At 68.6% G+C, this 26,392-nt stretch carries 17 protein-coding genes; 11 read left to right on the forward strand and 6 right to left on the reverse strand.

Going from position 1 to position 26,392, the window contains the following annotated elements; translation table 11 throughout:
- Positions 1-127 precede the first annotated feature (127 nt).
- Positions 128-1,654 (reverse strand): leucyl aminopeptidase, encoded by a 1,527-nt coding sequence (locus ACQCSU_RS20290; RefSeq protein WP_426977114.1) that lies wholly within the window; start codon positions 1,652-1,654, stop codon positions 128-130.
- 327 nt (positions 1,655-1,981) lie between these two features.
- Here ACQCSU_RS20290 and ACQCSU_RS20295 point away from each other — a divergent pair, with 327 nt between their 5' ends.
- The 4 genes from ACQCSU_RS20295 to ACQCSU_RS20310 all read left to right on the forward strand — a co-directional run bounded on the left by ACQCSU_RS20295 (position 1,982) and on the right by ACQCSU_RS20310 (position 7,335).
- A complete protein-coding gene (locus ACQCSU_RS20295; protein WP_426977115.1) occupies positions 1,982-2,920 on the forward strand; it encodes a proteasome assembly chaperone family protein in 939 nt (312 codons plus the stop codon).
- 49 nt (positions 2,921-2,969) lie between these two features.
- A complete protein-coding gene (locus ACQCSU_RS20300) occupies positions 2,970-4,301 on the forward strand; it encodes an MFS transporter (protein WP_426977116.1) in 1,332 nt (443 codons plus the stop codon).
- 73 nt (positions 4,302-4,374) lie between these two features.
- Positions 4,375-5,727: a DUF4192 family protein gene (locus ACQCSU_RS20305; RefSeq protein ID WP_426977118.1), complete on the forward strand. Its 1,353-nt coding sequence runs from the start codon at positions 4,375-4,377 to the stop codon at positions 5,725-5,727.
- Between the two features lie 279 nt (positions 5,728-6,006).
- On the forward strand, positions 6,007-7,335 hold the full coding sequence (locus tag ACQCSU_RS20310; RefSeq protein WP_426977119.1) for an RNA polymerase sigma factor: 1,329 nt from the start codon (positions 6,007-6,009) through the stop codon (positions 7,333-7,335).
- 199 nt (positions 7,336-7,534) lie between these two features.
- On the opposite strand, the gene ACQCSU_RS20315 is transcribed toward ACQCSU_RS20310, so the two are convergent.
- Complete coding sequence (locus ACQCSU_RS20315) at positions 7,535-7,756, reverse strand: DUF7455 domain-containing protein (protein WP_354243168.1); 222 nt, start codon at positions 7,754-7,756, stop codon at positions 7,535-7,537.
- 227 nt (positions 7,757-7,983) lie between these two features.
- Here ACQCSU_RS20315 and ACQCSU_RS20320 point away from each other — a divergent pair, with 227 nt between their 5' ends.
- Positions 7,984-10,092 (forward strand): DNA gyrase/topoisomerase IV subunit B, encoded by a 2,109-nt coding sequence (locus ACQCSU_RS20320; protein ID WP_426977121.1) that lies wholly within the window; start codon positions 7,984-7,986, stop codon positions 10,090-10,092.
- A gap of 111 nt (positions 10,093-10,203) precedes the next feature.
- Here ACQCSU_RS20320 and ACQCSU_RS20325 read toward each other — a convergent pair whose 3' ends face one another.
- A complete protein-coding gene (locus ACQCSU_RS20325; protein ID WP_426977122.1) occupies positions 10,204-11,193 on the reverse strand; it encodes a M56 family metallopeptidase in 990 nt (329 codons plus the stop codon).
- 6 nt (positions 11,194-11,199) lie between these two features.
- Positions 11,200-11,586, reverse strand: a complete 387-nt coding sequence (locus tag ACQCSU_RS20330; protein ID WP_426977123.1) for a BlaI/MecI/CopY family transcriptional regulator — start codon at positions 11,584-11,586, stop codon at positions 11,200-11,202.
- A gap of 289 nt (positions 11,587-11,875) precedes the next feature.
- Between ACQCSU_RS20330 and ACQCSU_RS20335 the strand changes: the two genes are divergently transcribed.
- The 4 genes from ACQCSU_RS20335 to ACQCSU_RS20350 all read left to right on the forward strand — a co-directional run bounded on the left by ACQCSU_RS20335 (position 11,876) and on the right by ACQCSU_RS20350 (position 19,099).
- Positions 11,876-13,486: a cytochrome ubiquinol oxidase subunit I gene (locus ACQCSU_RS20335; RefSeq protein WP_426977124.1), complete on the forward strand. Its 1,611-nt coding sequence runs from the start codon at positions 11,876-11,878 to the stop codon at positions 13,484-13,486.
- Between the two features lie 36 nt (positions 13,487-13,522).
- Entirely contained in the window at positions 13,523-14,572 is a 1,050-nt protein-coding gene (gene cydB / locus ACQCSU_RS20340) for a cytochrome d ubiquinol oxidase subunit II (protein WP_426977125.1), read from the forward strand.
- 6 nt (positions 14,573-14,578) lie between these two features.
- A complete protein-coding gene (cydD, locus tag ACQCSU_RS20345; RefSeq protein WP_426977126.1) occupies positions 14,579-18,124 on the forward strand; it encodes a thiol reductant ABC exporter subunit CydD in 3,546 nt (1,181 codons plus the stop codon).
- 63 nt (positions 18,125-18,187) lie between these two features.
- Entirely contained in the window at positions 18,188-19,099 is a 912-nt protein-coding gene (locus ACQCSU_RS20350) for a GNAT family N-acetyltransferase (protein WP_426977127.1), read from the forward strand.
- A 729-nt stretch (positions 19,100-19,828) separates the two neighbouring features.
- Here ACQCSU_RS20350 and ACQCSU_RS20355 read toward each other — a convergent pair.
- Positions 19,829-20,347 (reverse strand): DinB family protein, encoded by a 519-nt coding sequence (locus tag ACQCSU_RS20355; RefSeq protein ID WP_426977129.1) that lies wholly within the window; start codon positions 20,345-20,347, stop codon positions 19,829-19,831.
- 155 nt (positions 20,348-20,502) lie between these two features.
- On the opposite strand from ACQCSU_RS20355, the gene ACQCSU_RS20360 reads away from it, so the two are divergent.
- The gene (locus tag ACQCSU_RS20360; protein ID WP_426977131.1) at positions 20,503-20,886 is read left to right on the forward strand and encodes a VOC family protein; all 384 of its coding nucleotides are present in this window, start codon (positions 20,503-20,505) and stop codon (positions 20,884-20,886) included.
- Between the two features lie 94 nt (positions 20,887-20,980).
- Here ACQCSU_RS20360 and ACQCSU_RS20365 read toward each other — a convergent pair whose 3' ends face one another.
- Positions 20,981-23,524 carry a DNA gyrase/topoisomerase IV subunit A gene (locus ACQCSU_RS20365; RefSeq protein WP_426977132.1) on the reverse strand — a complete coding sequence of 848 codons (2,544 nt, stop codon included), beginning with the start codon at positions 23,522-23,524 and terminating at the stop codon, positions 20,981-20,983.
- A gap of 67 nt (positions 23,525-23,591) precedes the next feature.
- On the opposite strand from ACQCSU_RS20365, the gene ACQCSU_RS20370 reads away from it, so the two are divergent.
- On the forward strand, positions 23,592-26,312 hold the full coding sequence (locus ACQCSU_RS20370) for a GNAT family N-acetyltransferase (RefSeq protein ID WP_426977133.1): 2,721 nt from the start codon (positions 23,592-23,594) through the stop codon (positions 26,310-26,312).
- Positions 26,313-26,392 lie beyond the last annotated feature (80 nt).

Raw genomic sequence — 26,392 nt, forward strand, 5'->3', positions numbered from 1 at the left:
TGGTTCACCTTAGCGAACCACTTATCCATGCTCCACCTTGCCGTGGCGTTTGTGGAGCGCTTGTGTCCAGTGTCACGCGGCCTTGTGGCGAGGGCGTCATGCCCCCGCCACAAAGCGCCGCGGACACTCAGACGGTGCTAGCCAGGATGTCCTCGGCATACGCCACGAGGGTCCGAACCGTGGAGCCGGTGCCCTGCTTGTGGTTGTAGCCGTAGGGACTGCCGTTGTTGAAGGACGGTCCGGCAATGTCGATGTGCGCCCAGGGGATCTGCTCCCCGTCCTTGCCGTTGCCGACGAATTCCCGCAGGAATACCGCTGCCGTCATCATTCCGCCGTGGCGTTCGCCGATGTTGGCGATGTCCGCGACCTGCGAGTCGAGGCTGGCACGGAGCTCCTCCGGCAGCGGCATCGGCCAGACCAGCTCGCCGGCGCGGTCCGCGGCGGCCTTGATCGGACCGGTGACGGAGTCGGAGCCCATGACGCCGGCGGTGCGGTCGCCCAGGGCGATCAGCTGCGCGCCGGTCAGGGTGGCGACGTCGATGATGGCGTCAGGGTATTCCTGGCTCGCCGCGACGATGCCGTCGGCCATGACGAGGCGGCCTTCGGCGTCGGTGTTGAGGACCTCCACGGTCTTGCCGCCGAATATGGTGAGGACATCGGCCGGTCGCTGCGCGGCGCCGGAGGGCATGTTCTCCGCGATGCACAGCCAGGCGGTTGCCTTGACGGGCAGGCCCAGGCCGGCGAGGGCCAGTACGGTGTTGAGGACGACGGCGGCGCCCGCCATGTCGCTTTTCATGTCGCCCATGCCCAAGGCCGGCTTGATGGAGATTCCGCCCGTGTCAAAGGTGATGCCCTTGCCCACGAGGGCGATCTTGGTGGTGGCCTTCGCCGGGGCGTATTCGACCTTCACGAGGCGCGGCTGCCGGGTGGAGCCCTTGCCGACGCCGAGGATGCCGCCGAAGCCCTCCTTCTCAAGGCGCTTCTCGTCCCAGACTGTGACCTTGACGGGCAGGCCCTTGGAGAGTTCCTTGGCGGCTTCGGCGAACGACTCGGGGTAGAGGTGGCTCGGGGGCTGGTTGACCAGCGAGCGGGTGGCGTTCACGGCCTTGCCGATCAGGGCCGCGCGGTTCAGTGCCGGCTGCAGCCCCTTGTCCGCGGCGAGGCCGGTGACGATCACGACGTTCTTCACCGGGTCCTTCAGGCCGTCCCTGGAGGAGCGGTACTCGGTGAACGAGTAGGCGCCCATCGCGGCGCCCTCGGCGACGGCCGCGACGTCGGCCAGGGACGCCGTCGGGAGGGCCAGGGTGACGGTGGCGACGCCGGCGAGCTGGCGGACGGCGGAGCCGGCCGCACGGCGCAGCGCCTCCTCGGTGAGCGGCTGGTTCGCGGCAAGCTTGCCGACGCCGGCGAGCACCAGCACCGCCGCTCCGGCTTCAGGCAGGCCCGGAAGCCGGTGGGCCTGGTCGGCTGCCCCGGTGACGCCAAGAACGTGCAGTGATTCCGCCAGCGCCTCGGCGGCCTTGGCCGACAGCGGGTTGCTCAGCAGGACGGGACCGTCCGGCCCCTGTCCCACGCCGATGACGAGGGCGTCGCTGGGGGACTTCTTCAAATTCCCAGCAATTGCACTAAGTTTGACTTCAGTATTCTTGACCACGAGGACAGTCCTCAATTCTCTCTGATTTTTCGGCAGGAACTGCATGTTCGGCGCCCTGCCATGGGAACCTGAGCCACAGTCGGCTTGAGACGTGACGTAAGTGTCTTCAAGGCGTCCATCAGGCCAGTTCCGATCGTAGTCTCTCCGCCGTGCGGGTGTTCAATTGAATGAGAGCTGGAGCACACCGGGGGCAGGAATTCCACCGCGCGTCGGGGCGTTGAAAGAGGTATCGGCGCCACCGCCCGCTTGGCCGTTGCCTCCGGAAAATCCGCCGCGCAGGGCCGCGTCCCGCGCCTCCCACCGCCGCTACCGCGAAAGGAACATGCCGTGATTGAACGGATTTCCGGCTCGTTGCTGGACCCCGAATCGCTCTATCTGCGTGATGACGCGCTGTTCCACAGCCCGGAGCTGCGCGGACTGAACCTTGTTATGGGTTTCACGGGCTTCGCCGACGCCGGCCACGTCGTCAAACAGATCACCGCCGAAATGCTGGACACCCTCGACTCGGAGATGATCGCCGAGTTCGACGCCGACCAGCTGATCGACTACCGGACCAGGCGTCCGCAGGTGAGCTTCGTCGAAGACCATCTCCAGGACTACCAGGCGCCGAGCCTGGCGCTGTACCGGCTCTTTGACGGGCTCGGAAGCCCTTTCCTCCTCCTGGCCGGGTTCGAGCCGGACCTGCAATGGGAGCGGTTTGCCCGCGCCGTCGTCGGAATCGTGGAGGAGCTGGACGTCAACCTGGCCACCTGGATCCACTCGATCCCTATGCCGGTCCCGCACACGCGGCCCGTGGGCGTGACCGTTCACGGCAACCGCCCGGACCTTATCGAGGGAATCTCGGTGTGGAAGCCGACGGTCGAGGTCCCTGCCGCGGTGGGACATGTCCTTGAGATGCGGCTCGTCGCTGCAGGCCGCAATGTGGCCGGCTACGTGATCCACGTCCCGCACTACCTCGCGGAAGCCGAATACCCGCCGGCCGCCGTCGCCGGGCTGGAATACCTCGGCGCAGCCACCTCGCTCATGCTTCCCAGCGACCGCCTGCGCGAGGCGGGCCGCGAAGTAGGCCGCCAGATCGCCGAGCAGATCGATGCCTCGGAGGAGGTCCAGCAGGTCGTCTCCCGGCTGGAAATACGCTATGACGAGAAGGCCGAAGGGACCGTGCGGCGGTCGCTGCTGGCCGACGAGAACGACCAGCTTCCGAACGCCGACGCCCTGGGTGCGGCCGTTGAAGCCTACCTGGCCCGTAAGGAGCCCGGTAAATAAATACTAGGTATATAAATAAGATTTGTTCAGTGGAGGGCATAATGGGGTAGTGACCTCACCCCGCGCCTGGCTGATCTGGATCGTCGGGATCTTCGCCTATCTGGTGGCGGTCAGCCAACGGACGTCCTTCGGCGTGGTTGGGCTGGAAGCCACCGAGCGCTTCCACGCCAGCGCCGCCGAAATCTCCTTCTTCACCGTGCTGCAGCTCCTCGTCTACGCCGGCCTTCAGATCCCGGTGGGCGTGCTGGTGGACCGCCTCGGCTCCCGTGTCATGATCGCCGCAGGTGCACTGCTGATGGGGCTCGGACAACTCGAGCTGGCCTTCGCGGACAGCATCCCCGGCGGCGTCCTGGGCCGCGTGCTCGTGGGCGCGGGGGACGCCATGACCTTCATTGCCGTCATTCGGCTGATCCCGCTCTGGTTCGCCCCCGCGCGCGTGCCGCTGCTCACGCAGCTGACCGGTATGTCGGGACAGCTGGGCCAGCTCTTCAGCGTCGTGCCGTTCGCCATCATCCTGCACTCGGCCGGCTGGACCCCCGCCTTCCTCACGCTGGCCGCCATGTCCGCCCTCGCCGTCGTGCTGGTGCTGGTCCTGCTGCAGGACCTGCCGCCGGGACATCCGGCGCCCGAACCGTCCCAGGGGCTGCGCGCCACCGGAGTCTCGCTGTCCCACGCCTGGCGGCAGCCCGGAACCAGGCTCGGGCTGTGGAGCCACTTCACGGTCCAGTTCAGCGGCACCGTGTTCGCGATGACCTGGGGCTATCCCTTCCTGATCTCCGCCCAGGGCCTGGACCCGGGCACCGTCTCGGCCCTCATGACCCTGTACGTGGCGGCCGCGATCGCAGCGGGGCCGCTGATGGGCAGCTTCGTGGCCCGGCACCCGCTGCGCCGTTCCACCATGGTGCTGCTGATCTCCGCCGCCACCGCCGCGGCCTGGGCGGCGGTCCTGCTCTTCCCCGGCCGGTCCCCGCTGTGGCTGCTGGCCGGACTGGTGGTGGTGCTGGCCATCGGCGGTCCCGGCTCCATGATCGGCTTCGACTTCGCCCGGACCTTCAACCCGGCCCACCGGATCGGAACGGCCACCGGGATCGTCAATGTCGGCGGTTTCATCGCAGCTCTCGTGGCCATCTTCGTGATCGGCCTCGTGCTCGACGTACTGAACACCACCGGGTTCTCCCAAGGGGAGCTTTATGCCCTCGATCCGTTCAGGATCGCCCTGAGTGTCCAGTTCCTTCTGTTGGCCGGGGGAGCCGTCGCCATCCTGATCACCCGGCGCAAGGTTCGCCGGCAGATGGCAGCCCAGGGCGTCGTCGTGCCCCCGCTGCGCGTAGCCCTCTCCCGGCAACGCAGGCTCGGCGCGGAACGCCGCCGCCGGCCCTGATCCGGGAGTCCGGTTCTCCACATAGGACAGATCCTTGGCTGACGGCGGAAGGTGGGGCGACGAAGCTGGCGTTATGACAGCTCCCGATCACCTGAAAATCACCGGCCCCGAAGACATTCTTGGGTTCATCCCGCATTCCCTGGGCTACTGGCCGTCGCACAGCCTCGTCGCCATGACGATGCAGGGCAAGCGGCTCGGAGCCACCCTCCGGGTCGACCTCCCCGGCGACGGCAGCCCCGGCAGTCGCGGCAGTTTCGCCGGCTTCGCCCGCACCGTGGCCGGCTATCTGGAGGCCGACGACGAGGCGGACGGCGCCCTGCTGGCTTTCTTCACCGGTACCGACGGGTCCGTAACGGGCCGGGACGGTGCCGCCTGGGCCGAACTGCTCGAAGAGCTGGAGCACGCGCTGGCGGAAGGCGGCATGCCCGTGCGGGACGCCTGGCTTATCGGCGCCGAGCACTGGCGCAACGTGTACTGCACCGACCCTGCCTGCTGCCCCACTCCCGGCCGGCCGATCGATGAGATCAGGAACAGCCGGCTAAATGCGGAGATGGTCTTCCGCGGCAGCACCGTCGGACCCGCCCCCGGCGCCGCCGCACGGTTCCCCTCCCCGCTGCCCGAGGACCCGGCGGTGCTCGAGTCCGAGCGGCACTGGGCACAGCTGTTCTCGGGACACACAGGGGACCGGGTGCAGTTCGGCCAAGTGATGGATGTCTGGGCCCTGGTGCTTCGGTCGCCGGCCGGTCCTCGGCTTCCCGTGGGGCTCGCCGGGTACCTGCGGGCCGCGCTCCGCGTCCCGGCCTGGCGCGATGCCGTGCTGGTGATGGCGGCTGCCGGGCCGGAGGCCGCCGAGCAGGGCGCCGCAGGCTTCGGCATCTTCGACAGCCCATCCTTCGGCGGCCCATCGTTGAACACTTCGGCCCCGCCCGCCGAGTTGCCCGGCACGCCGGCGGCCACGCAGGCACTGCCCGGGACGCAGCCCGGCCCCGGCGTGCTGGCTCGGCCGCTCCCGGTTCCGCTGCCGCCGCTGGAGGGCTTGCCTCCGCTCCTTCCGGCGCGGGTGGAAAGCGCCGGTATCGGGGCCGGCAGCGGGGCATCGGCGGCCCCGGGGTACGGGGAGGTGCTGCTCGGCCTGGCGCCGCCGGTGCCGGACTGGCCAAAAATGGCCAGCCTGGAGCGGATCCTCCTGCAGTTGGGCGAGGCCGGCGGGGAGGCCGGGGCTGCCGCGCTTACCGGACGCGGCTGGATTGAATGGTGCCGCGGCAAGGGGTCCTTTGCCGACGCGTTGTTCAGCCGGGCAGAGGCGGAGCACCCGGGCTACCGGCTCGCCGAACTGCTGGCTGAGCTTGTGAGCCGTGGCACCTTGTGCGGATGGGCAGGAAGGAGGGACGCCGCGTGGCAGAAGTTTGAGCCCGGCGCCGCGTGATGGTGAACGGAATGTGGTGCGCCACCATGTTGCGAACCCGGCACCGTGACGGCACCGATTCTGAAAATCGTGAGACAATGGTTGCCGCGACCCGGTTGGGTCCGTGTATCAAGAGCTCGTAGCGAACCTTGGAAACAGGGAACATTACGGCCGCCTCAGCAGTTCTACTTAGTGGCTCTGCTGGCCGTGGCGGCTCCTGATGTGAAACACGGACTTGACAGGGTCATAGTGGTGTTGCCCGTATGGTGATTCCACAGACCGCCGCTAGAAAGGTTTTCTGTGACCCCGTCTTCCGCGAAGAAGGAACCCGCCGACCAGGCCGTATTGTCTCCCGAGGAGAAGAAGGCGGCGACGAACGCCAAGCGCGCCGCCACGCGTGCAGCCAACAAGGCTGTCCAAGACGCAACCTCGGCCGAAGGTGACGACACCGCATCGGCAGTCGCCAAGCCTGAACCCAAAAAGCGCGGGCCCAAGCCCGGCGCTAAAGCCGCGGCGCAGGCCGCCGGCAAAGCCGCCCGCGGTGACGACGACGATGACGACGTCGAGGTGGACCTCGACGAGGTGGCCGGCGTCGAGATCGGCGAAGACGGCGAAGAGATCCCCGCCAAGGCTGCCGCAGCCCCCACCGGCTCCGGTTTTGTCTACTCCGATGCCGACGATGACGATGCGCCCGTGCAGCAGGTCATGTCGGCCGGCGCCACCGCCGACCCCGTCAAGGACTACCTGAAGCAGATCGGCAAGGTCGCCCTGCTGAATGCCGAGCAGGAAGTGGACCTGGCCCTGCGCATCGAGGCAGGCCTCTTTGCCGAAGAAAAGATCAACGCCGACGACGGGTCCATGGATCCGAAGCTCAAGCGTGAACTCGAATTCGTCATCCACGACGGCAAGCGCGCCAAGAACCACCTGCTGGAGGCCAACCTCCGCCTCGTGGTGTCGCTGGCCAAGCGGTACACCGGCCGCGGCATGTTGTTCCTGGACCTGATCCAGGAAGGAAACCTGGGCCTGATCCGTGCCGTCGAGAAATTCGACTACACCAAGGGCTTCAAGTTCTCCACGTACGCCACCTGGTGGATCCGCCAGGCGATCACCCGCGCCATGGCCGACCAGGCCCGCACCATCCGCATCCCCGTGCACATGGTGGAAGTCATCAACAAGCTGGCCCGTGTGCAGCGCCAGATGCTGCAGGACCTCGGCCGCGAACCCACCCCGGAGGAGCTGGCCCTCGAGCTGGACATGACTCCGGAAAAGGTCGTTGAGGTCCAGAAGTACGGCCGCGAGCCGATCTCCCTGCACACTCCGCTGGGCGAGGACGGTGACTCCGAGTTCGGTGACCTCATCGAGGACTCCGAAGCCGTGGTCCCCGCCGATGCCGTGAGCTTCACCCTGCTGCAGGAGCAGCTGCACTCCGTGCTGGACACGCTCTCCGAGCGCGAGGCCGGCGTGGTGGCAATGCGCTTCGGGCTGACCGATGGACAGCCGAAGACGTTAGACGAAATCGGCAAGGTCTACGGGGTCACGCGCGAGCGGATCCGCCAGATCGAATCGAAGACGATGTCCAAGCTGCGGCACCCGTCGCGGTCCCAGGTCCTGCGGGACTACCTGGACTAAAGCCCGGGCCGCAGCACAACGCGGGGTCACTCCGCGCCGATCCTCCCCGGAGGAATGGGCGCAATGTGACCCCGCGTTGCCGGTTAATCATGCTGCTGGTTAATCATGCTGCGCGTTCGAGAACCGCCGGGCAGAGAACCGCTCGTTAAAAACGCGGCCCCTCCGGAACGGAGGGGCCGCGTTGCTGAGAGCAAAGGGACTAGTCGACGGGAAGCGGCGCTTTCTCGTTCAGGCGTCCGGTCTCGTCGTGCCAGTCAGAGCTGAGCGGCCTAAGTGTCGGTTCTACGGCGCGTGCGTGGTGGCCGCAGAAGAGAAGCTCACCGCCGGAGGCGCCGAGAACAACCCGGACATATGCCTGTGCTCCGCAACGATCGCACCGGTCAACGGTGGTCAGTGTGCGGTCCGCAACTGCTGTTGTCATGTTCGGCCTCCTTGGTAGTTCGGTATACCTATATAACCAGCATTCGCAGCCAATCCATCACAAGGATGGTCCACTTTCGCTGTACGCGTATCACGTCTCGGTAACAGGTCCGCCGGCGCCGGGCCGGATGCGGGAGTGGCAACCCGGGGGACAGCCGCACTCCGACTACCCTTGGAAGAGCGTCAAGCATGCTTTGAATGATCCGTCCCTGAAGGAGTTTCCGCCCCGTGGCACCAAGTTCTGACTACACCGCCCGGCATCTCTCCGTGCTGGAAGGCCTCGAGGCCGTCCGCAAGCGCCCGGGCATGTACATCGGCTCCACCGACTCCCGCGGGCTCATGCACTGTCTCTGGGAGATCATCGACAACTCCGTCGATGAGGCCCTCGCCGGATTCGGCCACGACATCAAGATCATCCTGCACGCCGACAACTCGGTGGAGATCCACGACGACGGCCGCGGCGTTCCGGTGGACATCGAACCGAAAACGGGGCTGTCCGGCGTCGAGGTCGTCTTCACCAAGCTGCACGCCGGCGGCAAGTTCGGCGGCGGCTCCTACACCGCTTCCGGCGGCCTGCACGGTGTCGGCGCGTCGGTGGTCAACGCCCTGTCCGCACGGCTGGACGTGGAAGTGGACCGCGGCGGCAAGACCTACAAGATGTCCTTCCGCAGGGGGGAGCCCGGCCGGTTCAAGGACCCGGGAACCAAACCGGACCCGGCGACCCTCTTCGAGCCGTTCATCGACGGCTCCGTGCTGGACATCGTGGGGAAGGCCAAGCGCGGCGTCACCGGAACCCGGATTCGCTACTGGGCGGACCGCCAGATCTTCACCCCGGACGCCAAGTTCTCCTACGACGAGCTCGCCGCCCGCGCCCGCCAGACCTCCTTCCTTGTCCCCGGCCTGAAGCTGACGGTCCGGGACGAACGCAGGGCCGCCGGGACACCGGGGGAGTCCGGCCCGCACGAGGAGGTCTTCCACCACGACGGCGGCCTCTCCGAGTTCGTCGAGTTCCTCGCCGCGGACCCGGCCGTCACGGACATCTGGCGCCTGCACGGGGCCGGCAAGTTCAAGGAAACCGTGCCGGTCATCGACGAAAAGGGCCACAGCCAGCTGGCGGAGGTCGAGCGGGACTGCGAAGTCGACGTCGCCCTGCGCTGGGGCATCGGTTACGACAGCACCGTGCGCAGCTTCGTCAACATCATCTCCACGCTGAAGGGCGGCACGCACCAGGCCGGCTTCGAGCAGGCCCTGCTCAAGACCTTCCGCAAGGCCGTGGAAAGCAACGCCCGCAAGCTGAAGGCCGGCAATGACAAGATCGAAAAAGACGATATCTTCGCCGGGCTCACAGCGGTCCTGACCGTCCGTCTGGCTGAACCGCAGTTCGAAGGCCAGACCAAGGAGATTCTGGGCACTTCCGCCGTCCGGGCCATCGTGACGAAGGTCGTGGAGCAGGAGATCAACGCCAAGCTGAACTCGGCCAACCGCAATGACAAGGCCCAGTCCGCGCTGCTGCTCGAGAAGATCGTCAGCGAGATGAAGTCACGCATCTCGGCCCGCGTCCACAAGGAAACCCAGCGCCGAAAGAACGCGCTGGAAACCTCGTCCATGCCCACCAAACTGGCGGACTGCCGCACGGACGACGTCGCCCGCTCGGAACTGTTCATCGTGGAAGGTGACTCGGCCCTGGGCACCGCAAAGCTGGCGCGTTCCTCCGATTTCCAGGCGCTGCTGCCGATCCGCGGCAAAATCCTCAACGTGCAGAAGGCCTCGGTGGGGGACATGCTCTCCAACGCCGAATGTGCCGCGCTGATCCAGGTGGTGGGTGCCGGCTCCGGCCGGAGCTTCGACATCGGCGCCGCCCGCTACGGCAAGGTCATCCTCATGACGGACGCCGACGTCGACGGCGCCCACATCCGGACTCTTCTGCTGACGCTGTTCTTCCGCTACATGCGCCCGATGATCGATGAGGGCCGTGTGTTCGCCGCCGTCCCGCCGCTGCACCGGGTGGAGGTCATCAACGCCGGACAGAAGGCCAACGAGATGATCTACACGTACTCCGAGGCGGAGCTGCACGTGCTGCTGGCCCGCCTCGCCCAGGAGGGCAAGCGGTACAAGGAGCCGATCCAGCGGTACAAGGGCCTGGGTGAGATGGATGCGGAGCAGCTGGCCGAGACCACGATGGACCCGCGGCACCGTACGCTGCGCAAGGTCGGGATCGAAAATGCGAAACAGGCCGAGGAAACCTTCGACCTGCTGATGGGCTCCGACGTCGCACCCCGCAAGGACTTCATCATTGCCGGCGCCGCAAGCCTGGACCGGGAGCGGATCGACGCCTGACGCCCTCCGGCCTTCCAACGCCGGCAGCACCTTCCAACGCCGGCAGGAGCTTCCAACGCCGGCAGGAGCTTCCGCCCGGACGCCCGGCGGGGACGGTCCAGTCTGTCGGGATCAGCCGAGCAGGCCGGGGACGATCAGCAGCGCGGTCGGAACGGCGAGGAGCAGGAGGCAGGCCGCCAGTACGGCAAGCCGCAGCGGCTCCGGCAGCGGGGGCTGCGGGGAGAGCAGACGGCTGACCCGGGAGGCCGTAGTGCTCGCCGAACCGGCCCCGCCGGTGGCGCCGGGCTGGCCGGGATCGACGTCGGGCAGCTCCGCCTCACCCAATGCCATCCGGGCCACCGGTGCGCCGGAGGAGCCGCTGGCCACGATTGCGATCGCTTTGATCAGTGTCGCCTTACTTTCCGTCTTCAGCGCGACGTCGTCGGCGAGCATCTCGATGAGCGAGTTGACCGCGTCCTGCGCCAGCCGGGTGGTCGGCAGCCACGGCAGGGCCTGGCGCCAGGCGGCGAAGGCCCAGAGCAGGAGATGGTGGCGCTGGCTGAGATGGGCGTTCTCGTGGATCAGGACCGCCCGGAGCTCGGCGGGTTCCAGCGCCGCCATGAGCCCGTCGGAGAGTACCGTGACGGAGCGTGCGCCACCCGGCAGGCAGTAGGCCACGGGGGAGTCGAGGCTGAGCACCATGGTCTTCGGGCCGTCAGCGGACGGAGAGGCGAGCAGGGCCAGCAGTTCCCGGTGCCGTTGCCGTTGCCGCTGGATCTTGTAGTACGTCAGCAGCAGGGTGAACACGAGGTGCGCCGTCAGCAGGGCCGCCGCGGAGAGCCCAAAGATGTGCCAGAAACCCAGCACCGTGGTGGGTGCGTTGTTGAAGACCATGCCGGTCAGCGACTTGAGCCCGGCCAGCAGGTTGTCCCCGGCGGGCTCCAGCCCGTAGACGAGCATGGCGCCGATCATCGACAGGCCGCCGGCAAGGGCGATCGCCTGCCAGAGCAGCATGGCGGTGAAGGGCGACCGGGCCGGCCACTGGGCGCGGGAGAGCAGGATAGGTACCGGCCATGCCAGGACTACCGCGAGGACCGCCAGGAACCATGAGGTCCAGAACATCGGGCGCTAGCTGAGGCCCAGCAGTTTGCGCAGCGTTTCCGCTTCAGTATCGGTGACGGAACCAATGAAGCGCGCCAGCACGGCCTCGCGGTCCGGCGCGGACCCCAGAACCTCGTGCATGAGCTCGGCGGTGTGGTCAGCCCTGCTTGATACGGCCTGGTAGCGGTGCGGCCGGGTGCCGCGTTCGCGCTCTACCAGGCCCTTGCGCTCGAGGCGGGACAGCACGGTCAGCACCGTGGTGACGGCCAGATCCTTGCCCACGTGTCCTGCGGTGCCGCCCTCCGCGCGGGTGCTCTGCGCAAGCAGATCCCGCAGCGTGTTGGCCGTTGCCGCCTCCTGGCCTGCCCAGAGCAGATCCATCACTGCCCGTTCCAGTTCACCGAGACTTGCCATTGGGTACATCCTTCGTGCCGGCCGCCCGGGTGTGGCTCGCTGGCCTGCCGGGCGGCGTGTTTACGCTTCAGCATTAAAGTTACCGCGTTTTGCACTTTCTTTCTACATGAAGTAGAACTATCCGCTTCGGCGAGTCGCGGGCGCTGGCGTCAGCCGTCGGCCGGTCCGTTGCGGCCCTTGCCCCGCCGTGGGACGCTGGGATGCAGGGACGCACCGATATGTTCTACACTCTGTAGAAGAATCACTTCTACGTCATGTAGAAGTTGCTCAGCCAAAAGTAGGGACTGCCTTGGACGCCTTGGAAATCGCACGCTGGCAATTCGGCATCACCACCGTCTACCACTTCATGATGGTGCCGCTCACGATCGGCCTTGGCCTGGTAGTGGCCGTCATCCAGACGCTCTGGTACCGCACCGGCAGGCCGGAGTACCTCCGGATGACCAAGTTCTGGGGCAAGCTCTTCCTGATCAACTTCATCATGGGTGTCGCCACCGGAATCGTGCAGGAGTTCCAGTTCGGCATGGCCTGGAGCGAGTACAGCCGCTTTGTGGGGGACGTCTTCGGCGCGCCGCTGGCGATGGAAGCGCTCCTGGCCTTCTTCGTGGAATCCACCTTCCTGGGCCTGTGGATCTTCGGCTGGAAGCAACTCAGGCGCGGCGTCCACCTGGCTTGCCTCTGGATCGCCGTCATCGGTTCCGTTTTCTCCGCGTACTTCATCATTGTGGCCAACAGCTGGATGCAGCACCCCGTGGGCGTCGAAATGATCGACGGCCGCCCCGTCATGACGGACGCCTGGGCGGTCTTCACCAACAACACCGCCCTCGTTGCCGTGCCGCACACGCTCTTCGGAGCCCTCGCCGTCGCGGGGGCGTTCCTGCTGGGCATCGCCTGGTACCACCTGTGGCGCCGCCGCCACGACGGGATCGACACGGTCGCGGCGGACGGCAAGGTCATCCCCGGCGAGTCCACCGTTCCGGGACGCGACCGTGCGGACCATGCCGTCTGGATCCGCTCGCTGCGGATCGGCGCCGTCGTCGCCATGATTTCCTTCGCGGGAACCGCGGTCACCGGCGACCTGCAGGGCAAGCTCATGTTCGAACAGCAGCCGATGAAGATGGCCGCCGCCGAGGCGGCCTGCCACGACGGCACCGGCTTCTCCGTGCTGAGCGTCGGCAACCTCGGCTCCAAGAACTGCGATGACATCGTCGCCGTGATCGAGGTCCCGGGCATCCTGTCCTTCCTCGCCAAGGGCGACTTCACCACCGAGGTCAAGGGCGTGAACAGCCTCCTGGACCGGTACAAGGCCGACTACGGCACGCACCTGCCGGACAACCCCATCTACGGGGACCGGGCGGGCCAGGAGATCCAGTACGTCCCGGTCATGGAAGTCACCTACTGGGGGTTCCGGATGATGATCGGGTTCGGCGGCTTGGCGGCCCTCGCGGCGCTCGTGGCGTTGTGGGTGACGCGCAAGGGAACCGTCCCGGCCTCCAGCGGGCTCATGCGGGTGGCCGTGTTCGGGATCCTCGCCCCGTTCGGGGCCAACGCCGCCGGCTGGATCTTCACCGAAATGGGGCGGCAGCCGTTCGTCGTCGCCCCGAACCCGGATCCCAGCGGGATCGACCAGGTCTTCATGTTCACCGCCGCGGCCGTCTCCCCGGGCGTATCCGCCGGGGAACTGCTGACCTCCCTCGTGGTGCTGACCGGCGTGTATGCGGTCCTGCTCGTGGTCGAGGTCAAGCTGCTGGTCAAGTACATCCGGGGTGGCGTCGTCTCTGCCATGCCGGAGCTCGTGCACGCCCCCGTTGACGAGAACGAGGACGGCACGCCGAAGGCCCCCGGTGAAGGCCCGCCCGGTCCCGGCAAGCCCGGGGACGACGTCCTGGCTTTCGCCTACTAAGCATCCGCCACCGAAGAAACGCAGAGGATACTCAGCATGGAACTGCTTCCCACCATCTGGTTCATCGCCATCGCGGTGCTGTGGACGGGCTATCTCTTTCTGGAGGGCTTTGACCTCGGCGTCGGCATGCTGATGAAGGGCTTCGCCCGGAACAACACCGAACGCCGCGTCCTGCTCAACACGATCGGCCCGGTCTGGGATGGAAACGAGGTCTGGCTGCTGACCGCCGGCGGCGCGACCTTCGCGGCCTTCCCGCTCTGGTACGCGTCCCTGTTCTCCGCGCTCTACCTGCCGCTGCTGGCCGTCCTTGTGGCGCTGATCTTCCGCGCCGTGGCCTTCGAATACCGCGGCAAGGTGAACACCCCGCAATGGCGTGCCCGCTGGGACTGGGCCATCTCGGCCGGTTCCCTCGTTGCAGCCTTCGGCGTCGGCGCCGCCCTGGCACTCACCACCACGGGACTGCCGCTGAACGCCAACGGCGACCGCGAGGGCGGCCCGTTCGCCTGGTTCAACGCCTACGCCGTGCTCGGCGGCCTCGCCGTCGTCGGCTTCTCCCTCCTGCACGGCCTGGCCTTCCTGGCCCTGAAGACCGACGGCGAGGTCCGGCACCGGGCGCGGCAGTGGTTCGTCCGGCTGCTGCCGGTGCTGCTGCTGCCGATCGCGGGCTGGGCGGTGAGCCTGCAGCTGCTCAGCGGCGAGGCCTGGACCGTGGCGGCCGTGGTAGCCGCCGTCATCGCCGCCGTCTTGGCCTCGATCTTCGCCCGCAACGGTGCGGAGGGCAGGGCGTTCCTGGCCCTCGGCGCCTTCCTGCTGCTCGGCAGCGCCTCGATCTTCGGCGCGGCCTTCCCGGTGGTGCTGCCCTCCTCGGTCAACCCCGAGTTCGACCTGACCATCTCCAACGCCTCCTCCTCCGACTACACCCTGGGGCTGATGAGCATTGTCGCCTGCATCGGGCTGCCGCTCGTGCTGGCCTACCAGGCCTGGACGTACTGGGTGTTCCGGCGCCGCGTGAGTGCCGCGCACATCCCCGAGGCCCACAGCTTCCTTCCCGCGATCGCCGCCAAAGCGCTGGCAGCCAAGGACTAACACCCGATGAGACCGCAGTTCCCGTCCGGCCCTGCCACCCGTTCCGCCCTCTATCTGCTGGGCGTGCTCGCCGCCCTGAAGGCGCTGTCCCTCGTGCTGATGGGACAGGCGGTCGCGTCCATGCTCGCCGGGCTGATGGCACACAATCCGGCGTGGAGCGAGCAGCTGGTCTGGGGATTCGCCGGGGTTGTCCTGCGTTCCCTGACCGTGTGGGCGCAGTCCGTCGCGTCACGCCGGGCCGCGCTGGGAGTCAAGGAGGAGCTGCGCTCCCAACTGTTGGAGCGCGCGCTGCGCAACGGGACCCGGAACGCGGGACCCACCGACGGCGGCCTCGCCATCCTGGCCACGCGCGGACTGGACGCCCTGGACAGCTACTACACCCAGTTCCTGCCGGCCCTGGTGAACTGCGCCGCGGTTCCGTTGCTGCTCGGGGCCCGGATCCTGTTCGCGGACTGGATCAGCGCCGTCGTGATTGTGCTGACGGTACCTCTCGTGCCGCTGTTCATGGTCCTGATCGGGCGCTACACCGAGGACCGGGTCCGGGAGGCCCAGTCGGCACTTGCCCGGTTGTCCGGCCACATGCTTGAGCTCGCCAAGGGCCTCCCCGTGCTGGTGGGACTGGGCCGTGCCACCGCCCAGCGGAAGGCGCTGGAGGACATCTCCGAGGAATACCGCTCCCGCACCATGGGGACCCTGCGCACCGCGTTCCTCTCGGCGCTCGCGCTGGAACTGATCGCGACGATCTCCGTGGCTGTGGTCGCTGTCTTCATCGGCGTCCGGCTGGTGAACGGGGACATGGGGCTCGAAGCGGGGCTGCTGGCGCTGATCCTGGCTCCGGACTGCTACCTCCCGCTCCGGGAGCTGGGTACCGCCCACCACGCGAGCGACGAAGGCCGCGCCGCGCTCGCCGAAACCACCGCGGTCCTCGAGGCGCCGGAAGCCACACCCCTGAGCCCCGCCTCCGGCCAGCCCGCCGCGGCCGGCGAAACGGCCCTGCCTCCCGCCGTCACCGTCCGCGGACTGACGGTCCACTACAGCGGCAGGCGGGACGCCGCCGTCGGGCCGCTCAGCTTCACCGCGGCCCCCGGTAGGATCACGGCCCTCGACGGGCCCAGCGGGTCCGGAAAGAGCACCGTGCTGGGGGTGCTGGCCGGCACCGTCGGGGCAGGCGGCGGAACTGGCCACCAAACCAGCGTCAGCGGACGCCTCGAAGGATTCACGACGGCGGACCTCGCCTGGGTCCCGCAGCATCCCGTGATGGTGGCCCCGACAGCACTCGACGAGATCCGGCTGTACCTCGGCGCCCCGACCCTGGGAAGGGATGCGGCGGACGCCGCGGCCCGCCGCTGCCTGGCAGCCTGCGCCGCGGGGCACCTCGCCGCGAAGCATCCCGCCGAGCTCAGCCCGGGGGAGCTGCGCCGCGTGGCACTGGCCCGCGGCCTGGCCCGGATCGAGGCCGGAGCCACCGTGCTGCTCCTTGACGAACCCACCGCCCACCTGGACCGCGAATCAGCCACCATGGTCAGCCATGCCATCGCCGGGCTGCGCGGGAAAGTCACTGTATTGCTCGTGGCGCACGACCGGCAGACCCGCGAGCTGGCGGACCAGCTCGTGGCAGTGGCGCCCGGCAAGGGCACTGCGGCCCACACCGCACCGGCCGCCGCGGCGCCCGGGGTGGAGCCACTGCAGGAGGCCCTGCCGGAGCCACTGCCGGAGGCCTTGACTGCCGGGGGGTCCGCCGCCCACGACGTGGGCTGGGCGGAAACCGCGTCCGAGGAACCCCAGGACAAGGTCGCCGCCGGCACCGGTTCAACGGCTTATACAACAGTCCAGGTGCGCCGTCTCCTGGCCCCCGTCGCCGCCAAGTTCGCCGCGGCAGGCACCGTCGGCACACTGGCCGCCCTTTTCGCCGTCGCCCTCGCCGGGCTGTCCGGCTGGCTGATCATCCGTGCCAGCGAACAGCCGCCCATCCTCTACCTGCTCACCGCGATCGTGGGCGTGCGGTTCTTCGGCGTCGGCCGGGCGGCCCTGCGCTACGCCGAGCGGCTGTTGCTGCACGACGCCGTTTTCGCCGCCCTGACCCGGCTCCGCGGCCGGCTCTGGGAATCACTGAGCCGCCGCGCCCTGTCCCTGCGCCGGCTCCTGCAGGGCGGAAGCATCCTCGGCGCCGTGGTGGACGACGTCGACACGGTCCGGGAGCTGCTGCCCCGGGTGGTCCTGCCGCCGCTGACCGCCGCGGCCGTCGCGGCCGCCGCCGTCACCGGGATCGGCCTGCTGCTGCCGGCGGCCCTCCCGGCCATGATTGCCGCGGCGGCGCTCAGCCTTGTGGCCGCCCCGGCCCTGGCGCTGGCGGCGGACCGGATGTCCGCCCGCACCGAACAGCGGCTCCGGTCCGGCGTGCTGCGCAAGGTCGCGGCCACGCTCGACGCCCGCGCCGAACTCCACGCCAACGGCGTCTCCGCCCCGGTGCTCGCCGCAATCACGACGGCGGACCACTCCGCGACCGCAGCCTCCCAGCGGTCCGCCTGGGCCGAAGGCCTCGGCCAGGGGCTGACGGTGTTGGCCTGCGGGGCCGCCGCCCTGGCCAGCGCCGTGCTGGCCGCGCCGCTGGCCCTCAGCGGAGCGGTGGAGCCCGCGAGGGTCGCCGTCGTCGTGCTGTTGCAGCTCGCGCTCGTGGAGCCGTACGCAGCCATCACGACGGCGGTCCGCCAGTACCCGGCGCTGCGCACCGTGCTGCGGCGGATCAGCGAGGCCGGCGTGCTGGACCGGCCCGACCGCGCTGCCGACGGAGCCAGCGGGCTCGTGCCGGTACCGGCGCGGCCTGACGCCACACCGGGAGTCGAACTCCAGGAGCTCTCCGCTGCCTGGCCCGGAGGAGGTGCCGTCTTCACCGGACTCAGTGCCACCGCGGAACCCGGACGCTGGCTCGCAGTGACCGGGGCATCCGGCTCGGGTAAATCCACCCTGCTGGCCGTGCTCCTGGGCTTCCTGCCGCCGCGGAGCGGGCAGATCTTCGTCAGCGGCCGTGCCGCCTGGTGCCCGCAGGAGGCGCACCTGTTCGACTCAACGATCCGCGGCAACCTCATGCTCGGACTTCCGGACAGCCGGTCGGACAGCCGGTCGGACAGCCGGCGGGACGGGCAGCTTGGGCAGCTGGAGCAGCAATTGCAGGAGGCTCTCGCCGCGGTGGGCCTCGGGCCCCTCGTTGCCCGGCTCGGCAGTGGCCTGGACGGTGGCCTGGACACCAGGATCGGTCCGGGCGGCGCCTACCTCAGCGGCGGCGAGCGGCAGCGCCTGGCCGTCGCCCGCACGCTGCTGACTGGCGCGGACGTGATCCTGCTCGATGAGCCCACTGCCCACCTGGACGCGGAGTCCGGCCGGGCCCTGCTGGCCGAGCTCCGGAAAGGCCTCAAGGACCGCACCGTGGTCCTCGTCACGCACAACCCTGAGGATATCGACGCCGGCGACAGCCGCCTGGATCTGGACAACACGGCTGCCACCGCCCTCGGCGCGGCTGCAGCCACGGCCGGCGCGGTGCTGGCGCGGCGCTGAGCCGGAGGCTAGCCTGTCCCCATGATTGGACAAGCATGATTGGACACGCATGATTGGACACGCATGATTGGACAAAGGGGGACCGACGCCCGCGCCTGCCTCAACCCCAGGCTTACGTGGCGGTCCGCAGGGACCGCGGACCTTGACGGCTGGGCCGCCCTGATCGCCCGGGCGGCCGCCGTCGAACAGCCTGTCTGGTTCGAGCGGCGCGCCGACCTGGCGCAGATCCTCGACTCGACGAACAACCCGGCCGCCGCGAACACCATCCTCGGCGTCGACGGTGACGGCGTTGCCCGCGCCTACGGCCGGATCACCAAGAACCGCGACGGTGACAAAGCGCTCGGCTTCGGCTGCGTCGATCCCGGGTGGCAGGGCCAGGGGATCGGGAGCGGGCTGCTGGGCTGGATGGAACAGCGGACCCGCGAACGGTTTGCCGGGGATGCCGCGTCCGGGCAGCCGGAGGCGGGCCCCGCACCCAGGCTGCGACTCCACATGGAGCAGCAGCACAGGCACCAGGCGGCGCTCTTTGAGGGCGCGGGCTACCGGATGGTCCGCTACTACAACGAGATGCACCGGCCGTTAGCCATCGGGATCCCCGAGGCCGAGCTGGAGGCGGGGCTGGAGCTGGTGGCGTTCGGCCCGGAACTGCACGAGGCGGTCCGCCTGGCCCACAACGACGCCTTCCGGGACCACTGGGGCAGCGAACCCCGCGACGAGGAAGCCTGGGGCTTTGTGGTGCATGATCCGCTGGCCCGCCCGGACCTGAGCGCGGTGGTCCTGGAGCGGTCCAGCGGCACAGTGGCCGGCTACCAGCTCGCCAGCCACGACGCCGAGGGCGCAGCGTCCCGCGGCTTCAGCGAGGGCTACACGGACCTGCTGGGCGTACCGCGGGAGTTCCGCGGCCGCGGGATAGCGCAGGCGCTGCTCGCCGATGCGATGCGCCGCTTCGCCGCGGCCGGGATGGACAAGGCCTAGCTCGACGTCGACTCGGAGAACCCGACCGGAGCCCTGGCGCTCTACACCAAGATGGGCTACGTCACCGTCAACCGCAGCATGGCCTGGGATAAGGAACTGTAGCTACTCATCCACGCGCTATCCGCACGCGCTAGCCATCCACGCGCTAGCCATCCACGCGCTATCCGCACGCGCTAGCCATCCACGCGCTAGCCATCCACGCGCTATCCGCACGCGCTAGCCATCCACGCGCTAATGGGCATTTTCGTTGGTTCGTCGGGGGGTTAGGTCCAGGCGGTGGGGTCGTTGGGGTAGAGGCCGCGGGCGGTGTCGCGCCAGGCCATCACCGGCGGCCGTTTCAAGGGCCTCGGCCAGCCGGCCGGGTCGACCGGAATGCACCAACGGCCTCAGCGACTAGCTGCTACGCCTGAGCAGCCACGGGCACGCACCGGCAGCCTGACCCCGACGTCCTCAGCGAAAATGAGCACCGGACAGGACATGCCCCGCGCCGGGGCCGGCCGATGGACATATTCCGGTTATGCCCGGTCCCCGGGGCGAAGACTGGGCATGTCCTCCCGGGGAAGTGGCCCGACGCCCCCAGCGGAGCCACGGCACGTGCTCCCGGGTCAGGACATGCCCCGCGCCGGGGCCGGCGCATGGACATATTCCGGTCATGCCCTGTCCCGGGCGCGAACACTGGACATGTCCTCCCCAGGGGTGGCACGATGCCACGCGCTATCCATCCACGCGCTACCCATCCACATCGTGGAGGTGATGCACGACGTCGTGCAGGAAGTACTGCGCCAAGGTCAGCACGGTGAACTCCGAACCGTTGCTGCGGGTCCCTTTGCGGCCCCAGCGCTCCTCCGGAACCCCGGCGAAGGCCGCGGCGATCTGCTCGCCCCCGGCGGTCAGTTCGGCGCTGACCCCGGCCGGATCGGCGTTGGCGTAGTCCTTCTCGATCGCCGTGAGGTCCTGGTCCCAGTCGTCGAAGCGTGCGTTGTCCCCGGCAAGCATGAGCGACAGCCGGTGGTCGAACAAGGTGAAGACATCGCGGACATGGCAGGCGTACTCGAGCACGGACCAGGTGTCCTCACCGGGACGGTCTGCGACGTCCGGACGCCGCAGGGCGGCCCGCCACCGTGGCAGCATGCTGGTCACGATTCCTGGCGCCGTCGCGGGAGTGGCCGTGGCGGAGTCGAAACCGCACTCCGGGCAGGGCCGCTGCAGCACCCAGGTCCAGTCCTTGTGATCGGGGATGATAGGCATCCCGGCAGTCTATATGTGCCTTTCTCCCCGGCCCGCTGAAGGACGTTGATCCGCCGCCGGCATCGCCCGGGAAACCGGGCACTGTTTGGCGGGTACGTGACCTTCCCAAAGGAGTAAGATTCCTTCCGGGGGGCGGGCCTGGAAAGAGAATAGCCATGCTAAAGGATAAGCAAGTCGGCGCTGTGCTGCCGGCGGCGGACATCGCCCGTGCGCGTGATTTCTACCGTGACAAGCTCGGGCTCGAACCCGAGAACCCCGATGCCGAGGACAACCTGCAGTACAAATGCGGCTCCGGAACCGGGTTCCTCCTCTACCAGACGCCCAATGCCGGGACTGCGAAGAATACGCAGATCGGCTGGATGGTCGATGACCTTCCCGCTGCCATGGCCGAGCTCCGGGCCAGGGGAATCACCTTTGAGGAGTACGATTTCCCGGGCCTGAAAACCGAAGACGGCATTGCCACCGAGCCGGACGGGAGCTCGGCTGCGTGGTTCCTGGACACCGAGGGCAACATTTTGAGCCTTAACCACATGTCCTAGGGTGCCAGCCCGAAGAGTGCCGGGACACCAAGCCCGGGCGCCCGCGGAAGCGCGGCCCGCCCGGGCTCCGTGCGTCCCGGGAGCCTGACCTTCCTTAGGGGGCGGCGGCCCCGTCGGCGTCTTCCGCGGTCCAGGCCATGCTGGGCCCGATCGCGTCTATGGCCTGCGAGAGCGGAATCCCGGAACCGTCGCGGCGGCCGTGCTCCCCGGGCAGGGAACGTGCCACCCCGGCCAGCGAGGATGCCTTCGCCGGACCATGCCCGGCCCACGCAAGTAGGAGGGTGTCCTCGCCCTTCAGGAAGCGGTGCGCCCGGACCCCGGCCGTGGCGCGGCCCTTCGCCGGATACTCGGACAGGGCGGTGACTTTGGCGGCCCCGGGAGCAGTGCCAGGGAGGGCCCCCTCCGTGCCGGCGACGGTCACGACGACGGCGGCCGCGTCCCCCGCGTCGGCGGCGCCGAAGAATTGCACCTTGTCCCCGGCGGCCAGCTTGATCCCGGCCATGCCGCCGGCCGTGCGGCCCTGCGGACGGACCGCCGAGGCGCCGAAACGCAGCAGCTGGGCCTGCTGCGTCACGAAGACGAGGTCGACGTCGTCGGACCCCGCGGGAGCCACGCCGATCACGGTGTCCTGGTCCTTGAGCACGATGACTTCCCAGTCCTCGCGGTTCAGCGGGTAGTCCGGCTGGACCCGCTTGACCACGCCCTGCGCCGTGCCGACAGCCAGTACATCGTCCAACGGGGCGAAGGCGACGAGTGATTCGTTCTTCAGCAGCGTGATGAAGTCCTTGGCCGGCACCCCGCCTGCCATATTCGGTGTGCCCGAGGTCGGCGGCAGCACCGGCATGTCCATCACCTGCAGGCGCAGCATGCGCCCCTGGGAGGTGACGGCGGCGATCTCGCCGCGCGCCGAGGTCTTGATCGCGGACTGGAACACATCGTGCCGCGTCCGCGGGCCGGACTCGGCGAGGCTGTCCTGGTTCGCGGTGCGGGCGATCTGCCCGGACACGGTGAGAATGGCCCAGCACGGGTCGTCGGCGATCTCGAGCACCAGCGGGGCGGCCTTGCCCTTGACTCCCGGGGCTGCGGCAAGGGCAGCGGCGACGGTGGGCGAGACGGCCTCGGACTCGAGCAGCACGGTCCGTCGCGGGGTGCCAAACTTCTCGGCGATCTCGGCGAGTTCGGAAGACACGAGGGCGCGGAGCCGCTCGCTGGAACCGAGGATGGCCTCAAGTTCGGCGATTTCCCGGCGCAGCTCGTCCTGCTCCTTTTCGAGCTCGATCCGGGAGTACTTGGTCAGCTGCCGGAGCCGGAGCTCCAGGATGTAGTTGGCCTGGATCTCGGAGAGGTCGTAGATGGACATCAGGCGGGTCCTGGCGGCGGCTGCCTCGTCCGAGGAACGGATGATCTGAATGACCTCGTCGATGTCCACGATGGCGATGAGGAGGCCCTCGACCAGGTGCAGCCGGTCCTTTTTCTTGCCCAGGCGGTAGGCCGTGCGGCGCCGGACGACGGTGATGCGGTGCTCGACGTAGACGGAAAGCAGCTGCAGCAGGCCCAGGGTCTGCGGCTGGCCGTCCACGAGCGTGACGTTGTTGATGCCGAAGGAGTCCTCCATCGGCGAGTAGCGGTAGAGCTGCTGCAGCACGGCGGTCGGGTTGAAGCCGTTCTTCAGCTCGATCACGAGGCGCAGGCCGTGTTTGCGGTCCGTAAGGTCCACGATGTCGCTGATGCCGGTCAGCTTCTTGCCGTTGACCGCGTCCTTGATCTTCTCGATCACCTTCTCCGGGCCCACCATGTACGGCAGTTCCGTGACCACCAGGCCGGTGCGGCGGGCCGAGAGCTGCTCGATCTCCACCTTGGCCCGGGTCCTGAAGGAGCCGCGGCCGGTGGCGTAGGCGTCCCGGATGCCGTCCAGGCCCACGATCCGGCCGCCGGTGGGCAGATCCGGGCCCGGGACGAACTTCATGATGTCCTCGAGCGTGGCGTCCGGGTTGTCGATCAGGTGCCGGGCGGCGGCGATCACTTCCACCAGGTTGTGCGGGGCCATGTTCGTGGCCATGCCGACGGCGATTCCGGTGGCGCCGTTGACCAAAAGGTTCGGGAACGCGGCCGGCAGCACATCCGGCTGGGTCAGCTGGTTGTCGTAGTTGGGCACGAAGTCGACGACGTCCTCGTCGAGGTGGTCCGTCATTGTCAGCGCCGCCGCCGCAAGGCGTGCCTCGGTGTACCGCGGGGCCGCCGGGCCGTCGTCGAGCGAGCCGAAGTTGCCGTGCCCGTCGATCAGCGGCAGCCGCAGCGAGAAGTCCTGCGCCATGCGCACCATGGCGTCGTAGATCGCTGTGTCGCCGTGCGGGTGCAGCTTGCCCATCACCTCGCCCACCACACGCGCGCTCTTGACGTGGCCGCGGTCCGGGCGCAGGCCCATGTCGCTCATCATGTACAGGATGCGCCGCTGGACCGGCTTCAGGCCGTCGCGGGCGTCCGGAAGGGCCCTCGAGTAGATCACCGAATAGGCGTACTCGAGGAACGATCCCTCCATCTCGGAAGTGACGTCGATATCGACGATGTTCTCGACGAATTTCCCTGCGGAATCAGTGTTGGCTTCCCCTGCCGGGGGCGTGGTTTGGCGGCGTGCCATGAGGCTGGTGGGTCCTTCTGAGGGGTGCTGGGCGGGTGCTGCGGAGGTTTATGACTAGGCTAAGCCTATGGTGGATCAGCCCGCGGACGGCGTATATCCGGAATATTGGGAAGCCGATGTTGTCCTGCGCGACGGCGGGACCGCCCACCTTCGCCCGATCCATCCGGCCGATGCCGACGCCGTGCAGGCCTTCCACGTGGGCCAGTCGCAGACGTCCATCTATATGCGGTTCTTCGCGTTCAAGTCCAGACTCTCCAGCAAAGAACTCAAGCGTTTCACCGAAGTGGACTACCGGGACCGGGTGGCCTTGGTGATCACGATCGGCGGGGAGATCATGGGCATCGGCCGCTACGACCGGCTGGACGATCCGGAAGAAGCGGAAGTGGCCTTCAACATCGCCGACGCCCACCAGGGCCGCGGCATCGGGTCCATCCTGCTGGAACACCTGGCCGCCGCCGCCCGCGAAAACGGCATCCGCAAATTCAGCGCCGAGGTGCTCCCGGAGAACCGCAAGATGTTGATGGTTTTCTCGGACGCCGGGTACGACGTCAAGCGCCACTTCGACGACGGCGTGGTCAGCCTCGAGTTCAACATCGACCCCACCGAGAAGTCCCGCGCCGTGATGGAATCCCGCGAGCACCGCGCGGAGGCGCGCAGCATCCAGGAACTGCTCGCTCCGTCCTCCGTGGCCGTGATCGGGGCCAGCCGCAGGTGGGGCACCGTGGGCTACCAGCTGCTCGAACACGTCATCGAAGGCGGTTTCACCGGCCCGGTCTACGCCATCAACCCGGAGGCCCTGGAGCTCGCCGGGATGCTGTCTTTCGCCAGGCTCGCCGAGGTCCCGGGCCCCGTGAAGCTCGCCGTCATCGCCGTCCCGTACGACGAGGTGCCCAAGGTGGTCGAGGAGTGCGGTGCCGCCGGCGTCAAGGGGATCGTCGTCGCGACGGCCGGCTACGCGGACGACGGCGAACGCGGACTGGCCAGGCAGCGCGAGCTCGTGCGGCAGGCCCGCGCCAACGGCATGCGCGTGATCGGCCCGGCATCGCTGGGCATCGTCAACACCAGCCCGGCGGTCTCGCTCAACGCCTCGATGGCACCCTCGCTGGCCCGCCGCGGCGGCCTGGGGCTGTTCAGCCAGTCGGCCGCGATCGGGGTCTCCCTCTACGCCGCCTCGAGCCGCCGCCGCGTCGGCATCTCCACTTTCCTCTCGGCCGGGAACCGCGCCGACGTCTCCGGCAACGACATGATGCAGTTCTGGGAAGACAACGCCGACACCACTGCGGTGGGCCTATACCTCGAATCGATCGGCAACCCGCGCAAGTTCTCCCGCCTGGCCCGGCGGCTGGCCCGGACAAAGCCCGTCATCGTGGCCAAGTCCGACGCGATGGGACTGCATCTGCCCCCTGGCCACGCCGTCCGGACCACCCAGGCCCCGCCCGAGGCGGTCGACGCGATGATGCGCCAGGCCGGAGTGATCCGGGTCGAGACCATCGAACAGCTCATGGACGTCGCCCAGATCGTCTCGAGCCAGGCCTTGCCAACGGGCCCCGGCGTTGCCGTCTTCAGTAACTCCCGGGCCCTTGGAAAGGTCGTCGCGGACAGCGCCGCCGTCCAGGGGCTCGGCGTGGAACGCATCGTCACCGACGTCGACCTCGACGCCGGGATGTCGCGGGCGCTGCCGGCGCTGCGGCGCAGCCTGCAGGAAACGCTCACGATCGACGCTGTCCACGCCGTCGTCGTGGCACTGCTCCCGGCCCGCGGGCTGACCGTGGAGAAGATCGCCGCAGTGCTGGCCGAATGCTCGGCGGCCGCCGGGAAGCCGGTGGTCGCCGCCTTCAGCGGCATCCTGGATCCCTCCGTGTATGTGGAGGGCATGGTCGGCGCAGATGCCGCAGATGCCGCAGGCGCCGCAGCGCCAGCGGCCAGGACCACGGTGCCGTGTTATTCCAACCCCGGGGCCGCCGTCGCAGCCCTCGGCGCCGTCGTCCGCTACGCCCAATGGCTGGACCGGGACCAGGGACTCTTCGTGGAACCCGCGGGCTGCGACCCGGAGGGCACCCGCGCGGAGCTGGAAGAGCTGCTCCGCAGCGTGGGCGGCGAGCACCTGCGCAGACTCGACCAGTCGACGGCTGCCGGGCTCCTGGCGCGCTACGGCATCCAGGTGGTGCCCTCCGTGGGCTTCGAGACCGCCGAGGAAGCCGTGGCCGCGGCGGACAAGCTCGGCTGGCCGGTGGCCCTGAAGACCACGGACCCGGCGCTGCGGCACCGGCTGGACCTCGGCGGGGTGCGGCTGGACATCCAGGACGCCGCATCGCTGCGGCTGAACGTGTTGCAGATGCGCAAGTCGCTGGAACGTTATGGCTCGCCTTCGCTTGAAGTGCAAACCATGGCGCCGGTGGGGCAGGCCTGCACCTTCCGCGCCGTCGAGGACCCGCTGCTGGGCCCGGTGATCTCCTTCGGCCTGGCCGGGGATGCGGTCAACCTGCTCGACGACTGGGCGCACCGGGTCCCGCCGCTGTCCGGCTCCGACGTCCACGACTTCATCCGGGGCCCGCGCGCCTCGCGGAAACTGTTCGGCTACCAGGGGCTGCCGCCCGTGGACGTTCCAGCCCTCGAGGATCTGGCCGCCCGGCTGACCAGGCTCAAGGACAACCATCCGGAGATCGCCCTCGTGGAGTTCAATCCCGTCCTGGCCGGACCCGACGGCGCCTCGATCCTCGCCGCGGACGTCCGGATCGCCAATGCCGCTCAGCGCACCGACAGCGCGCGCCGGGCGATGCGCAGCTGAGCGCTGCGGACGGTCCGCCGCCCAGTCACTGCCGGCTGGCCGCTTCCGCGCGGCTGGCCCTGCCGGCTGGCCGCTTCCGC

The organism is Pseudarthrobacter sp. O4, assembly GCF_050157025.1.
Taxonomy (GTDB): domain Bacteria; phylum Actinomycetota; class Actinomycetes; order Actinomycetales; family Micrococcaceae; genus Arthrobacter.

What these genes read in the sequence shown, in the direction of transcription:
- ACQCSU_RS20305 (WP_426977118.1), top strand. Translation starts at nt 4,375, where the DNA reads ATGACAGCTCCCGATCACCTGAAAATCACCGGCCCCGAAGACATTCTT.
- ACQCSU_RS20315 (WP_354243168.1), bottom strand. Translation starts at nt 7,756, where the DNA reads ATGACAACAGCAGTTGCGGACCGCACACTGACCACCGTTGACCGGTGC.
- ACQCSU_RS20325 (WP_426977122.1), bottom strand. Translation starts at nt 11,193, where the DNA reads ATGTTCTGGACCTCATGGTTCCTGGCGGTCCTCGCGGTAGTCCTGGCA.
- ACQCSU_RS20330 (WP_426977123.1), bottom strand. Translation starts at nt 11,586, where the DNA reads ATGGCAAGTCTCGGTGAACTGGAACGGGCAGTGATGGATCTGCTCTGG.
- cydB (WP_426977125.1), top strand. Translation starts at nt 13,523, where the DNA reads ATGGAACTGCTTCCCACCATCTGGTTCATCGCCATCGCGGTGCTGTGG.
- cydD (WP_426977126.1), top strand. Translation starts at nt 14,579, where the DNA reads ATGAGACCGCAGTTCCCGTCCGGCCCTGCCACCCGTTCCGCCCTCTAT.
- ACQCSU_RS20350 (WP_426977127.1), top strand. Translation starts at nt 18,188, where the DNA reads ATGATTGGACAAAGGGGGACCGACGCCCGCGCCTGCCTCAACCCCAGG.
- ACQCSU_RS20355 (WP_426977129.1), bottom strand. Translation starts at nt 20,347, where the DNA reads ATGCCTATCATCCCCGATCACAAGGACTGGACCTGGGTGCTGCAGCGG.
- ACQCSU_RS20360 (WP_426977131.1), top strand. Translation starts at nt 20,503, where the DNA reads ATGCTAAAGGATAAGCAAGTCGGCGCTGTGCTGCCGGCGGCGGACATC.
- ACQCSU_RS20365 (WP_426977132.1), bottom strand. Translation starts at nt 23,524, where the DNA reads ATGGCACGCCGCCAAACCACGCCCCCGGCAGGGGAAGCCAACACTGAT.
- ACQCSU_RS20370 (WP_426977133.1), top strand. Translation starts at nt 23,592, where the DNA reads ATGGTGGATCAGCCCGCGGACGGCGTATATCCGGAATATTGGGAAGCC.